Source organism: Microbacterium sp. NPDC089188 (genome assembly GCF_040685155.1).
Taxonomy (GTDB): domain Bacteria; phylum Actinomycetota; class Actinomycetes; order Actinomycetales; family Microbacteriaceae; genus Microbacterium; species Microbacterium galbum.
Genome location: NZ_JBFBHH010000004.1, coordinates 334164 through 347625 on the forward strand (window position 1 = coordinate 334164; position 13462 = coordinate 347625).

The 13462-nt window shown below is 71.4% G+C and carries 14 protein-coding genes; 4 read left to right on the forward strand and 10 right to left on the reverse strand.

From position 1 onward, the window contains the following. Positions 1-4: 4 nt before the first annotated feature. Genes AB0N80_RS14695 through AB0N80_RS14715 form a run of 5 tightly spaced genes read right to left on the reverse strand, consistent with a single transcriptional unit; the run spans position 5 to position 5133 of the window. A complete protein-coding gene (locus AB0N80_RS14695; RefSeq protein WP_363579130.1) occupies positions 5-811 on the reverse strand; it encodes a citryl-CoA lyase in 807 nt (268 codons plus the stop codon). Continuing rightward, complete coding sequence (locus AB0N80_RS14700) at positions 808-2031, reverse strand: CoA transferase (RefSeq protein WP_315995645.1); 1224 nt, start codon at positions 2029-2031, stop codon at positions 808-810. The genes AB0N80_RS14695 and AB0N80_RS14700 overlap by 4 nt, the downstream gene beginning before the upstream one ends. Further along, positions 2028-3539: a tripartite tricarboxylate transporter permease gene (locus tag AB0N80_RS14705; RefSeq protein ID WP_363579132.1), complete on the reverse strand. Its 1512-nt coding sequence runs from the start codon at positions 3537-3539 to the stop codon at positions 2028-2030. Before AB0N80_RS14705 ends, AB0N80_RS14700 begins: the two co-directional genes overlap by 4 nt. Further along, positions 3539-4150: a tripartite tricarboxylate transporter TctB family protein gene (locus tag AB0N80_RS14710; protein WP_363579134.1), complete on the reverse strand. Its 612-nt coding sequence runs from the start codon at positions 4148-4150 to the stop codon at positions 3539-3541. Before AB0N80_RS14710 ends, AB0N80_RS14705 begins: the two co-directional genes overlap by 1 nt. Next, the gene (locus AB0N80_RS14715; RefSeq protein WP_315995642.1) at positions 4147-5133 is read right to left on the reverse strand and encodes a tripartite tricarboxylate transporter substrate-binding protein; all 987 of its coding nucleotides are present in this window, start codon (positions 5131-5133) and stop codon (positions 4147-4149) included. The genes AB0N80_RS14710 and AB0N80_RS14715 overlap by 4 nt, the downstream gene beginning before the upstream one ends. 114 nt (positions 5134-5247) lie before the next feature. Here AB0N80_RS14715 and AB0N80_RS14720 point away from each other — a divergent pair, with 114 nt between their 5' ends. Genes AB0N80_RS14720 through AB0N80_RS14730 form a run of 3 tightly spaced genes read left to right on the forward strand, consistent with a single transcriptional unit; the run spans position 5248 to position 7592 of the window. Beyond that, on the forward strand, positions 5248-6045 hold the full coding sequence (locus tag AB0N80_RS14720) for an IclR family transcriptional regulator (RefSeq protein ID WP_363579136.1): 798 nt from the start codon (positions 5248-5250) through the stop codon (positions 6043-6045). Positions 6046-6073: 28 nt separating this feature from the next. After that, positions 6074-6676: a methyltransferase gene (locus AB0N80_RS14725; protein WP_363391776.1), complete on the forward strand. Its 603-nt coding sequence runs from the start codon at positions 6074-6076 to the stop codon at positions 6674-6676. Then, positions 6669-7592 (forward strand): NAD(P)-dependent oxidoreductase, encoded by a 924-nt coding sequence (locus AB0N80_RS14730; protein ID WP_363579138.1) that lies wholly within the window; start codon positions 6669-6671, stop codon positions 7590-7592. The genes AB0N80_RS14725 and AB0N80_RS14730 overlap by 8 nt, the downstream gene beginning before the upstream one ends. A 4-nt stretch (positions 7593-7596) precedes the next feature. Here AB0N80_RS14730 and AB0N80_RS14735 read toward each other — a convergent pair whose 3' ends face one another. Continuing rightward, positions 7597-8400 (reverse strand): isoprenyl transferase, encoded by an 804-nt coding sequence (locus tag AB0N80_RS14735; protein WP_315995638.1) that lies wholly within the window; start codon positions 8398-8400, stop codon positions 7597-7599. Next, on the reverse strand, positions 8397-9125 hold the full coding sequence (recO, locus tag AB0N80_RS14740) for a DNA repair protein RecO (protein WP_315995637.1): 729 nt from the start codon (positions 9123-9125) through the stop codon (positions 8397-8399). The genes AB0N80_RS14735 and recO overlap by 4 nt, the downstream gene beginning before the upstream one ends. Before the next feature lie 86 nt (positions 9126-9211). On the opposite strand from recO, the gene AB0N80_RS14745 reads away from it, so the two are divergent. Further along, positions 9212-9904, forward strand: coding sequence for a TRIC cation channel family protein (locus tag AB0N80_RS14745; RefSeq protein WP_363391780.1), 693 nt, complete (start codon positions 9212-9214; stop codon positions 9902-9904). A 58-nt stretch (positions 9905-9962) separates the two neighbouring features. Here AB0N80_RS14745 and AB0N80_RS14750 read toward each other — a convergent pair whose 3' ends face one another. The 3 genes from AB0N80_RS14750 to leuA are packed head-to-tail and all read right to left on the reverse strand — an operon-like array spanning position 9963 to position 13350. Then, positions 9963-10754 carry an MOSC domain-containing protein gene (locus tag AB0N80_RS14750; RefSeq protein WP_315995635.1) on the reverse strand — a complete coding sequence of 264 codons (792 nt, stop codon included), beginning with the start codon at positions 10752-10754 and terminating at the stop codon, positions 9963-9965. Between the two features lie 26 nt (positions 10755-10780). Beyond that, positions 10781-11569, reverse strand: a complete 789-nt coding sequence (locus AB0N80_RS14755; RefSeq protein WP_363391784.1) for a methyltransferase domain-containing protein — start codon at positions 11567-11569, stop codon at positions 10781-10783. A 20-nt stretch (positions 11570-11589) separates the two neighbouring features. Continuing rightward, positions 11590-13350: a 2-isopropylmalate synthase gene (leuA, locus tag AB0N80_RS14760; RefSeq protein WP_363579140.1), complete on the reverse strand. Its 1761-nt coding sequence runs from the start codon at positions 13348-13350 to the stop codon at positions 11590-11592. Positions 13351-13462: the final 112 nt, after the last annotated feature.

The window sequence follows — 13462 nt, forward strand, 5'->3', positions numbered from 1 at the left end:
CGGGTCATCGCTCCGGCACCGCCGGCCCCGTGTAGTCCGCGAGCAGCGGAGGAGGCAGCGGACCCTTGATGCGCCGACCCGAGCGGCTCTCCTCCCACGCATGGGCCAGGATCCCGACGGAGCGCGCGAGGACGAAGAGTCCGCGCGCGAGCTCCGGCTCGACCCCGAGCTCGCCGTACACGATCGCCGAGATGCCGTCGATGTTCATCGGCACTCCGCGCGAGGCGAGCGCCCGTTCGATCGCGAGGCCGGCACGCAGATGGTCGCCGACGACGTCTCCCGACGCCGCGGCCTGCTCGACCAGCGCGAGCAGCGGATCGCGGCGCGGGTCGACGGGGTGGAAGCGATGCCCGAAGCCCGGCACGAACGCGCCGCGCGCGCGGTGCTGCGCGATCTCGTCGGCGGCGAGGTCGTCCCAGTTCCCGGCGCCCTCGCGGTGCGCGTCCACCATGCGGCCGAGCATCGCGACGCACTGCTGGCCGGCGCCGCCGTGGGTGTCGCCGAGCACGTTGATGCCGTTCGCCATCGCCGAGTTGATGCCGACGCCGCACGTGGCCGCCATGCGTGCGCTCGCGATCGACGGCGCCTGCGGTCCGTGATCGACACTGGCGACCAGGGTCGCCTCGAGGAGGTGCCGGCGCGCCGGCGCGAGGTCGCCACCGGTCACGAGCAGCCAGATCGTGTCGACGAAGCCCGTCGTGCCGATGAGGTCCTGCACCGGGCGACCGCGGAAGGCGATCTCCCCGGGCTGGATGCGGGTGATGGCGGTCGCCCACCAGGCGGTGACGGGGGCGAGCTGGTCGTCGGTCATACGGCGCCTTCCTCGTGCAGGGCGGCGATGTCGTCGGCGGAGTAGCCGAGCGCCGCCAGGATCTCGTCGGTGTGCTCGCCGAGCACGGGGGGCGGGGTGCGCGGGGTGGAGGGAGCGCCGTCGATGCGGATGCCGTTGCCGAGCACCCGCAACGGATCACCACCGCCGCCCGGGAACGGCAGTTCGTGCACGAGCCCGCGATCGCGGATCTGCGGGCTCGCGAGCATCTGGTCCACGCGCAGGACCGCCGCGGCCGGGACCCCGGCCGAGCTCAGGAGGTCCTCCCACTCGGCCGCGGGCCTGGCCGCGAGGGCGCGTTCCAGCTCGGCCGTGAGGGCCGCCCGGTGGGTCTTGCGACTCTCGCGTTCGGCGAACCGCGGGTCGGTGCTGAGCTCCGCCCGATCGACGAGCGCGCACAGCGTCTCGAACTGCTCCTGCTTGTTCGCGGCGATGTTGAGCAGCCCGTCGCCGGTGGCGAAGGCGCCCGAGGGAGCCGCGGTGCCGTTGTCGTTGCCGAGCGGCCGCGGCTCGTGACCGTCGACGAGCAGGTTCGACACCACCCAGCCCATCGCGGTCACGGCGGTCTCGAGCATCGACACGTCGATGACGCTGCCGACCCCCGTTCGGGCCCGGCCCGCGAGGGCGCTCGACACGGCGAAGGCCGCGGCGAGCCCGCCGATGGTGTCGGCGAGGGGGAAGCCGGCGCGCAGCGGGCCGGTCTCCTCGGTCCCCGTGACGCTCATCATCCCCGAGTAGCCCTGGATGATCTGGTCGTAGGCCGGCTTCGTCCGCATCGGTCCGGTCTGGCCGAATCCGGAGATCTGGCACAGGATGAGGCGGGAGTTGAGGGCCTGCAGCTGCTCCCAGCCGAACCCGAGCCGCTCGAGCACCCCCGGCCGGAAGTTCTCCACGAGCACGTCGGCGGTCGCGACCAGCCGGCGCAGCGCCTGCGCGCCGCCCTCGGTCTTGAGATCGAGCGTGATCGACCGTTTCTGCGCGTTCTGGGCGAGGAAGGAGATGCCCAGGTGGCGTGCGTTCAGCTCGGCCGAGGTGCCGAGCCGTCGGGCCAGGTCGCCGCCGTGCGGGGTCTCGACCTTGATGACGTCGGCGCCCATCAGCGCGAGCTGGTACGCGGCATAGGGGCCCGCGAGCACGTTCGTCAGATCGAGGACCGTCACTCCGGCCAGCGGCCCGGGCGTCCCGGCATCCGTGTCGGTCATACCGCGGCCTTCGAACGGCGGGCCGAGCGGACGCGGGTGAAGACGACCCCGACGATCGCGATCGCGAGCACCGCGTAGAGGGTGATCGAGATGGGGCTCGACACCAGGATGCCGACATCCCCCTCGCTGACGGCCATCGCACGGCGGTACTCGGTTTCGGCGAGCGGTCCGAGGATGATCGCGATCAGCATCGGCGCGACGGGCAGCCCGTACCGGCGCATGAGGAAGCCGAGCAGGCCCACCACGAGCACGAGCACGAGGTCGAGGATCTTGCTGCTGGTGGCGTAGACGCCCAGCATCGCGAAGACCGTGATGCCGGCGTAGAGGTAGTGACGCGGCACCTTCAGCAGCTTCGCCCACAACGGCGCGAACGGGAGGTTGAGGATGAGCAGCACGACCATGCCGACGAAGAAGCTCGCCAGCAGAGCCCACACGAGGTCGGGCGCGCGGTCGAACAGCAGGGGCCCCGGCTGCAGTCCGTACTGCCGGAAGGCCGCGAGCAGGATCGCCGCGGTGGCCGAGGTCGGAAGGCCCAGCGCGAGCAGGGCGCCCATCGCCGTTCCGGCGGTGGCGTTGCCGGCCGCCTCGGGACCGGCGACACCCTGGATCGCTCCGCGTCCGAACATCGGCTTCTTGCGGCGACCGTCGAGCTTGCGCTCGGCGCCGTACGACAGGAACGTGGGCACCTCGGAGCCGCCGACGGGGATGATGCCGAACGGGATGCCGATCGCCGTGCCGCGCAGCCACGCGGGAAGCGCCTGCCGCAGCTCGCGGAACGACAGCCAGAGCCGGCCGGTCGAGGGCAGCAGCTTCGTCTCGTCGGGCGTGCCGCGTCGTGCGGCGACGCTGAACACCTCGCCCAGCGCCAGGAGCCCGACCGTGATCACGACGATGTCGATGCCGTCGAACAGTTCCGGCAGGCCGAAGGTGAAGCGCGAGGTGCCGGAGGCGCCGTCGATGCCGACGACCGAGATCGCCAGGCCGATCACCAGGGCCGCGAGACCGCGCACCACCGACTCGGTCACCACGGCGGAGATCGCCACGAACGCGAACACGGCGAGCGCGAGGTACTCGGCGGGGCCGAAGAGGGTCGCCAGCTCCGCCAGTCGCGGCGCGAAGAACACCACGAGGATGGATGCCACGATCCCACCGATGAAGGCGCCGATCGCCGAGGTGGCGAGCGCCTGCGCGGCGCGGCCGCTCTTGGCCATGCGGTGACCCTCGATCGAGCCCGCGATCGCGGTGCTGTTGCCGGGGGTGTTCATGAGGATGCCGGCGATCGAGTCGCCGAAGAGGCCGCCGAAGAGCACGCCGGCGAACATGATGAACGCGCCGATGGGGTCGAGCGAGAAGGTGACGGGCAGCAGCAGGGCGACGGCCATCGCCGAGCCGAGGCCCGGCAGCACACCGACCGCGGTCCCCAGAACGGCGCCGATGAGCACCCACAGCATGTTGATGGGGGTGAGGACGACGGCGAAGCCCTCCCCCAGGTTGACGAGCGCATCCATCAGAAGAGTCCCTCCAGGATTCCGGGCGGAAGATTGAGTCCGAGGCCGCCCGAGAAGGCGATCTGCACGAGGGCGGAGATCGCCAGCGACAGGAAGATGTCGAAGACCGGCCGGCGGCTGCCGAGCGCGCGCGCGATCCCCCAGAACAGGAACGCTCCCGAGAGCAGCCACCCCAGCGGGGTGAGCGCCGCGATGAAGACGACGACCGTCCCGACGGCGCCGAGCATGGCCCAGAGGTTGCTGCGGGGCCGCACGGCGGGCGCTTCGGGTTCGCGGCCCTCCACGGCGGCGAGGAGCGCCTCGTCGTCGACGTCGGCGTCATCGTCGGTGGCGCCGGCGTCGGCCACGTCGACCGGTTCGGGCCGGCGCAGGATGTCGACCGCGAGCAGCACCGCGAGCACGATCACGGCGACCGCGATGATCGCCGGGAACAGCTGCGGGCCCGGGGGTGCGGTGTTGGCCGGCACGGTCATCGTGATCGTTCCGATGATGAGCGCGACGCCGATGGCGAGCATCACCGCCGGGACGACGAGTCCGGAGCGGCGGCGCCAGAACCCGTCGGAGGTGCGGACGCGGTGGGTCCGCGGGATGGTGGGGATGACGCCGCTCACAGGCCCAGCTCCTCGATGATGGCGTTCACACGCGCTTGGTCCTGCTCGATGAAGTCGGCGAATTCGGAGCCGGTCAGCAGTGCGTCGCGCCAGCGGTTGCGCTCCATCACCTCGGTCCACTCGGGGGTCGCGGCCATCTCCTCGACGATCGCGACGAGCTCGTCGCGCTGCGCGTCGGTGATGCCGGGGGGTGCCACGAGTCCTCGCCAGTTCGGCAGGTTCACGTCGACGCCCTGCTCGATGAAGGTGGGGATGTCGATGCCGGGCACCGGCTCCTCGGCCGAGACGGCGAGGGCCCGGAGGCGTCCGGCCTCGATCTGATCGCTGAAGTCGTTGTAGCCGCTGACGCCGACCGCCACCGTGTTCGACAGCAGGGCGGTCAGCACTTCGCCTCCGCCGGCGTACGAGACGTAGTTGATCGCTCCGGGGTCGATGCCGGCGGCCTGCGCCGTCAGACCGGTGAGCAGATGGTCGGTGCCGCCGATGCCGCCGCCGCCGACGGCCTGGCCGTGCGGGTCGGCACGCCAGGCCCGGATGAAGTCGTCGAGGTTCTGGAAGGGCGAGTTCGCGGGCACGATGAAGACGATGTAGTCCTCGGCGAGCCGGGCGATGGGGGTCGTGTCGCCCAGGGTCGCCTCCGATCCGTTGACCGTGATCGCGCCTTCCATCACCGTGCCGGTCATCATGAGGTTCGTCGGATCGTCGCCGAGCTGAGTGAATTGGCCGAGACCGATCGTGCCGCCGGCTCCGGGGACGTTCACCACCTGCACGTTGTTCACGACCGAGGTCGAGCGCAGGACCTGCTGCGACTCGCGGGAGGCGAGGTCCCACCCCCCGCCGGGTGCGGCCGGGGCCATGATGGTCAGTTTGGCGCGGGGGTCCACTCCGGCGGTCGAGCCGCTGGCATTCACTGCGGCCACGCCGACGAGCGCCGCGGTGGCGGCGATCCCGAGGGCGTTCCACAGGACGCGTCTGGTTCTCACGTCGTCACTCCTTCGTGAAGATGTCAGGTGTCCATCTAGTGGACTCCGGTGTCCACCAGACGGTACACTCGGGACCGAGCAGGTGCAACCGGCGCACCGCGGAGGGGAGCGACCGTGTCCACCGTGACCGAGGCATCCGAGCGTTCTGCTTCCGAGGGAGGGGGCGTGCGCGCCGTCACCCGCGCGTTCGAGGTGCTGCAGTGCTTCACCGCGGCCCGGCCCGTGCTCTCGCTCGCCGAGATCGTCCGCGAGAGCGGGCTCCCGCGCACTACGGTGCTGCGCCTGATCGACACCCTCGTCGGCGAGCGGATGCTGCGGCACGCCGCCGACGGACGCATCACGGTGGGGGCGCGCCTGATCCGTCTGGCGGCGTTCGCCGAGGCCGCGTGGGCCGTCCCCGACGAGACCGCCGACCGCATGACGCGGCTCGCACAGGAGACCGGCGAGACCGCGAGCCTCTACGCGCGCAGCGGCCTGCGGCGCGTAGCCGTCGGGCAGTCGCCCAGCCCCTACTCGCTCCGCCACGTCGTCCAGGTCGGCGACGAGATGCCGCTCGTGCTCGGAGCCGCCTCGACGCTCCTCGTGGCGGCGAGCGGGCCGGACGCCGCCGACCACGTCCTCGAGGCGCTTCCCGCGGCCGAGCGGTCCGCCGTCGACGTCGCCTCCTTCCGCGCCGCGGTCCACGAAGCCCGTCGCGACGGGTACGCCGTCTCGCACGGCGCACGGGAGCCGGGGAACAGCGGCGTCGCGGTCATCGTGCGCGAGGGCGACGAGCGCCGACCGGCGGTCGTGCTCGGGCTCGGCGGACCCACCGCGCGCTTCACCGAGGAACGGGTGCCCGTGTTCCTCGACGCGTTGACGGCGGCGGCCGCCGACATCCGGCGCACCGGCCTGCCCGCCGCCCTGGACTGACCCCCTTCCCGATCGAGAGGACCGCCCGATGACGAGCACGATCCCCGACAGCACCGTCTACCCGCCTCCGGGCGCCTACGCCGCCGCGACCGTCGGCGATGCGATGGAGCGCTTCGGGGTCGCCCGCGGCGTCTCCCCCCTGTGGGAGGGGGCGGTCGTGTCCGGACCTGCGGCCACGCTCCTCACCCGCCCCGGTGACAACAAGGGCGTGCACGCGGCGTTCGAGCAGATCCGCGCGGGCGAGGTCCTCGTCGTCGACGGCGGGGCGGATGAGACGCGCGCGCTCATCGGCGAACTCGTCGCCGAGAAGGCCAAGGCGCTGGGCGTCGCCGGCATCGTGCTCGACGGGGCCGCCCGCGATGCGGTCGAGCTCCGCGAGGTGGGGGTGCCGGTCTTCGCCCGCGCGGTGACGCCCGCGGGGCCGTGGAAGACCGGCCCCTACCGCCTCGGCGGCGTCGTCACCGTGGGCGGGGTTCCCGTGGCGCCGGGCGATTGGGTCGTCGGCGATGCCGACGGGATCACGATCGTCCCTCGCGAGCGCATCGCCGAGGTCATGTCCGCCGCCGACGCCCTGGTGCGCGCAGAGGCCGACCGCCGCAGCGCCAACCGCGCCCTGGTGCCGCGTGTCTGAGGTGGCAACCGCCCGCCCGCTCATCTGGATCCCCCGCGAGGTGCACCCCGACGCGATCGGCGAGCTCGAGACGTGGGCGGAGGTCCGCCGAGGCTGGGGGGAGGATGCCGCGACCGAGGCCGACATCGCGCCGCTTGCACAGGGCGTGCTCCTGCGCACCGCCCGGATGGATGCCGGACAGCTGAGCCGGATGCCACGGCTGCGCATCGTCGCGCGGCACGGCGTCGGCACCGACACCGTGGACACCGCCTTCGCCCGGGAGCACGGCATCCGGGTCACGACGACACCCGAAGCGAACGTGCTCTCGGTCGCCGAGCACGCGATCGCCCTGCTCATGGCGGTGCGGCGCGGCATCGGGGCCGCGGCCGCAGGCACCGCCGACCGTGACGCCCTGGTCGGGGGCGAACTGAGCGGCTCGACGCTCGGGCTCATCGGCTACGGCCGGATCGCACGCCGCGTCGCGCGGATCGCCCAGGGAGGCTTCGACATGCGCATCCTCGCGTTCGATCCCGCCGTGCCCGACGACGTCGTCCGCGCCGACGGCTCCGACCCGCGTGCCCTCGACGAACTGCTCGCCGAGTCCGACGCGGTCAGCGTGCACGTCCCCCTCGTCCCCGCGACGCGAGGGCTGCTCGGCGCCGCGCAGTTCCGGCGCATGCGCTCTCACGCGGTCGTGGTGAACACTTCTCGCGGCGGGGTCGTCGACGAGCACGCCCTCGCCACCGCGCTCGACGCCGGGGAGGTGGGCGGAGCGGGCCTCGACGTCTCCGAAGTCGAGCCGATGCCCGCCGACCACCCGCTGCGCGATCGGGCGAACGTGGTGGTCACCCCTCACATCGGCGGGCAGACGCGCGAGGCGATGCGTCGCGTGGCCATGGAGGCCGCCGCCTCCCTCCGGGCCGAGCTGGCGCCGTAGGCGGTCACGCCGTCGGCGCGTCGACCGCACCGCCGAAGCGGCGATCGCGCGAGAGGTAGAGCCCGATGGCATCCCACAGGTGCGTGCGGCGGAAGTCGGGCCAGAGCGTGTCGAGGAACACCATCTCGGCGTACGCGGACTCCCACAGCAGGAAGTTCGAGGTGCGCTGCTCGCCACTGGAGCGCACGAACAGATCCACGTCGGGCATGTCGGGCTGGTAGAGGTTCTTGCGGATGAGCTTCTCGGTCACGGCCGACGGCTTGAGCTTCCCGGCCGCGATGTCGTCGCCGATCCGGCGCATGGCATCCACGATCTCCACACGCCCGCCGTAGTTGACGCACATGGTCAGCGTCAGAGTCGAGTTGCCCTCGGTGAGTCGTTCGGCGTGCTGCAATTCCTTGATGACCGAGCCCCACAGGCGCGGCTTACGACCCGACCAGCGGATGCGCACGCCCCACTCGTTCAGCTGATCGCGACGACGGTGCAGGACCTCGCGGTTGAAGCCCATGAGGAAGCGCACCTCATCGGGAGAACGCGACCAGTTCTCGGTCGAGAAGGCGTACACCGACAGGTGTTTCACCCCGGCCTGGATGGCTCCCGCGACCACGTCGAGCAGCGCGGCCTCTCCCGCGCGGTGACCCTCGACGCGCGTGAGCCCCTGGCGGTTGGCCCAGCGGCCGTTGCCGTCCATGACGATCGCGACATGCTCGGGCACGGCCCCCTTGGGATAGCTGGGCGGGTACTCGCCCGTCCAGTCGAGGGGGCGGTACGGCACGGCGTCGCGGTGCGTGAACGGCTTCGGTGTCATCGATGCGACTCCAGGTGCGAGAGGGAACGAATGCCGCGCTCCAGGTGGAACTGCGCGTACGCGGCCACGAGGCCCGAGGCGGCGGCCACCGTGCGGCCGGGGGCGGTGTCGATGGTCTCCCACTCCCCCGCCATGAGCGCGCGGAGCATGTCGACGGTGTCGCGCGCGACGCGCGGCGAGCCCGCGGGCGCGCACGTCGAGCAGACGACGCCGCCGAGCTGGGCGAGGAAGTAATCGTGGTCGCCGATCGTGCCGCAGCGCGCGCACTCCGTGAGCCCCGGCGCCCAGCCCGAGAGGGCCATGGCGCGCAGGAGGTACGAGTCGAGCACGCTCCGCTCGGAATGCTCACCGCGCGCCAGGGAACGCAGTCCACCGACCAGCAGCAGATACTGCTGGGGCGTCGCCTCGGCCTCATTGAGACGATCGGCGGTCTCGACCATGGCGCTGGCCGTGGTGTACACGTCGTAGTTCGCCACGATCTCGGCTCCGTACGAGCCGAGCGACTCGGCCTGCTGCACGATGTCGAGGTTGCGGCCCTTGAACAGCTGCACGTCGGCGACCATGAAGGGCTCGAGGCGCGAGCCGAACTTCGACGACGTCCGCCGCACGCCCTTCGCGACCGCGCGGATCTTTCCGTTGCGGCGGCTGAGGAGGGTGAGGATGCGGTCCGCCTCCCCGAGCTTGTGGGTACGCAGGACCACGACTTCGTCGCGGTAGGTGGGCACAGTCCATTATCCGTCCGCGCACCCGTGAGCGGCCTGCGCGACGCGCCTCCCCCACCCGCCCAGGCACGGGCCGGAGAATGGATGCCGTGGACTCCCCGACCTTCGTCATCCCCCTGTGGGCCGACCTGACCGCCGTCGCGCTCGGCGGCGTCCAGGGAGCCCTCTTCGCCTCGGGGTTCCAGGGCCAGCGCCGGCTCGATCTGCTCGGGGTGGCGATCATCGGCATCCTGCTCGGGATGGGCGGGGGTCTCATCCGCGACCTGCTGCTGGGTCTCACGCCGGCCACGCTGCAGAGCAACTGGTACCTCATCACCGCGACGCTCGCCTCGATCGTGGGCATGCTGCTGTCGGGGATCTTCCAGCGACTCAACCGCGCGATCGTGATGCTCGACGCCGTCGTGATCGGCCTCTTCGGCGCCTTCGGCACCTCGAAGGCGCTGGCCCTGGGGATGCCCGCGGTACCCGCCATCTTCGTGGGGGTGCTGGCCGCGGCCGGCGGCAGCGTGCTCCGCGACGTGCTGATGGGCCTGCCGGTGGCGATCATGCACGTGGGCTCGCTCTACGCCGTGGCTGCGGGCGGCGGATGCGTCGTGTTGGCGACGACCGCCGCCTTCGGCGTGCCGCTGCCGATCGCCGCGGTGATCGGTGTGGTGGTGACGACCGTCATCCGCGTGCTCGCCGTGCTGTTCGACCTCTCGCTGCCCGAGCAGCGCAAGCTCTACCGCCGCAAGGTCGCGGTCGAGACCACCGGCATCCCCATCATCCGCACCGACGAGTGACCGCGCGAGTCGCCGCGATTCGTCGCCTCGGGCGCGCGCGGCGACGAATCCCGGCGACTCACGCGTCGAGGACGACCTCGTCGCCGACGCGGATCGTTCCGCCCGCCGCGACGGGGAGCAACAGGATGCCGAGGGTCGGCTCGTCCTGGCCGAACTCGCCGGTCAGCACGCGGAGCAGGCGCGCGTCGCGCACGCCGGTGTCGGGGTTCGCGGTGATCGCCGCGCACCGCTCGATCGGCTTCTGCACCTCGAACTCCACCTCGCCGATCCGCACGCGACCGCGCCACGCGAGCTCTTCCCACGGGGCAGCGCCCGAGACGACGATGTTCGAGCGGAACCGGCGGTCGTCGACGGGCGCCGGCACCGCGGCATCCAGGTCGGACACCGAGGGCGCTCCATGCAGCGAGACGTATCCGCGGGGCCGGTCCTGGAAGCGTGCCGTCACCCCGTCTCCGAGCAGTCCCAGGGGCAGGATGCCGTCGGCCTCGAGCAGCTTCGCATCGCTCGTCGAACGCAGGTAGGCCGTGACCGCCTCGCTGAGCCGCGCACGGCCCTCGTCGCTCAGATCGGCGGTCACGTCGATGTCGTCGACGCGCAGTCGCAGCGTCCGCGCCTCATCGTCGAAGGTGAGCTCCACGCGCGCCAGCGTGGGGAACGACATGAGCGCGAGTCCGCGGCTCTTCGGGAAGGTGGCATCCGCCGGCTCGAGGGCATCGGCGAAGCGGAACACGAGCGATCGATCGCCCTGCACGCGACCGTCGTCCTGGACGACGAGACTGTCGCGCTTCTCGGGCGTGAAGCCCTTGACGGGGTAGCGGTAGAGGGCGTCGACGCGGATCACATCGCTCATCCTCGCATCCACGCCCTCCACCGCCGTCACCACCGGGCGAGCACCTCGCCGTGCGGCAGCAGGATCCACCCGTCGGGGTGCGCGGCCCACTCCCGCCACGCGTCGGAGATGCGCTGCAGCGTCGCCCCATCCGCGAGGCCCAGTCGCCTGGCGTGCCCCGCGAACGCCGAGGCGAGTACACGGTCGGCCCACATACCGCCCCACCAGGCGCGCTTCTCCGGCGTGTCGAACACCCACACGCTCGCGCTCGCCTCGACGCGCGAGAACCCGGCTTCGCGCGCCCACGCCTTCAGCACGCGCCCCGCGTCGGGTTCTCCCGACGACCCGCGGTGCACGCCGTGGTAGATCTCGAGCCATTCGTCGAGGGCGGGGATGAGCGGATGCCAGATCACCCCGCCGTAGTCGACGTCGCGCACCGCCACCAGGCCGTCGGGTCCCGCGACGCGGCGGAACTCCCGCAGGGCGTCGACGGGCCGCTCGAGATGCTGGAGCACCTGATGGGCGTGGACGATGTCGAACGAGGCGTCGGGCACGTCGAGGGCGTAGGCGTCGCCGGTGCGGAAGGTCACGTTCGTGCGCTCGCCGGCGGCGGCGCGGGCGATCTCGACGACGTCGGAGGCGGCATCCACCCCGACGACCTCTCCCGGGAAGACCCGGTCGGCGAGGTCGACGGTGATGGTGCCGGGACCGGCGCCCACATCGAGGATGCGGGTGCCGGCCGACAGCGAAGACACCAGGTACGCCGCCGAGTCGGCGACGGTGCGCGCGGCGTGGGAACGCAGCACGCTCTCGTGGTGTCCGTGGGCGTAGGCCACGGCCGGAGGCTCCGGTCGGGTCAGACGCCCGCGAGGGCGCCGGTGGCCTGACGCGTGCGGATCGCGCGGTTGACGCCCGACACGATCGCCTTCAGCGACGCCGTCGAGATGTCGCCGTCGATCCCCACGCCCCACAGGCGCTGATCGTCGACCTGCAGCTCGACGTAGGCCGCGGCCTGCGCGTCGCCGCCGGAGCTGAGGGCGTGCTCGACGTAGTCGTACAGGGTCACGTCGAACCCCTGCGAACGGACGATCTCGAGGAACGCGGCGACCGGACCGTTGCCCACGGCCGAGGCCGGGTGCGTGGTGTCGCCGTCGCGCAGCGAGACGTCGAGGTGCACATCGCCCGACATGTCGCTCGAGGAGCGGGTCGAGAGCAGCTCGAAGCGGCCCCAGCGCTGGTCGTCGTCGGTCGCGGGCAGGTACTCGTCGGTGAAGATGTCCCAGATCTGGGCGCTCGAGACCTCGCCGCCCTCGGCGTCGGTGCGCGCCTGCACGACCCCCGAGAACTCGATCTGGAGCTTGCGCGGCAGGTCGATCGCGTGGTCGGCCTTCAGCAGGTAGGCGACGCCGCCCTTGCCCGACTGCGAGTTGACGCGGATGACGGCCTCGTAGGAGCGGCCCAGGTCCTTCGGGTCGATCGGCAGGTACGGCACCGCCCACTCGATCTCGTCGATCGTCTTGCCCTCGGCCGTCGCGCGAGCCTCCATCGCCTCGAAGCCCTTCTTGATGGCATCCTGATGCGAACCGCTGAACGCGGTGAAGACCAGGTCGCCGGCCCAGGGGCTGCGCTCGGGGACGGGCAGCTGGTTGCAGTACTCGACGGTGCGCTTGACCTGGTCGATGTCGCTGAAGTCGATCTGCGGGTCGATGCCCTGCGTCAGCAGGTTGATGCCCAGGGCCACCAGGTCGACGTTGCCGGTGCGCTCGCCGTTGCCGAACAGGCACCCCTCGATGCGGTCGGCGCCGGCCATGTAGCCCAGCTCGGCGGCGGCCACCGCCGTGCCGCGGTCGTTGTGCGGGTGCAGCGACAGGATGACGTTCTCGCGGTGGTCGAGGTTCCGCGACATCCACTCGATGGAATCGGCGTAGACGTTGGGCGTGGCCATCTCGACGGTGGCGGGGAGGTTCAGGATGACCTTGCGCTCGGCCGTCGGCTGGAAGACCTCGAGCACCTCGTTGCAGATGCGCAGCGCGAAGGCGAGCTCGGTGCCCGTGTAGCTCTCGGGCGAGTACTCGTAATAGACCTCGGTCTGCGGGATCGTCGCCTCGTACTTCTTGCACAGGCGCGCGCCCTCGAGCGCGATGTCGACGATGCCCTGCTCATCGGTGCGGAACACGACCTCGCGCTGCAGCACGCTCGTGGAGTTGTACAGGTGCACGATGGCCTGCTTCGCGCCGGCGATCGCCTCGTACGTGCGGGCGATGAGGTGCTCGCGCGCCTGCGTCAGCACCTGGATCGTGACGTCGTCGGGGATGAGTTCTTCTTCGATCAGCTGGCGGACGAAGTCGAAGTCGGTCTGGCTGGCGCTGGGGAAACCGACCTCGATCTCCTTGAAGCCCATCTTCACCAGCAGGTCGAACATGACCCGCTTGCGCTCGGGGCTCATCGGATCGATCAGGGCCTGGTTGCCGTCGCGCAGATCCACGGCGCACCAGCGCGGTGCGACCTCGATGCGCTTGCTCGGCCACGTGCGGTCGGGCAGGTCGACCCAGATCTGCTCGTGGAAGGGACGGTACTTGTGCACCGGAGCGGACGTGGGCTTCTGGGTGTTCTTCATGATGTGTCGCTTCTTTAGATTCGTTCGGTGGGGCCGACGACGATCTCCGCGACGAGGAAGGCCCTTAGAACGAGGACTCGTCGCGGCAGCTAAGAAGAAGAAGGCCACCGAA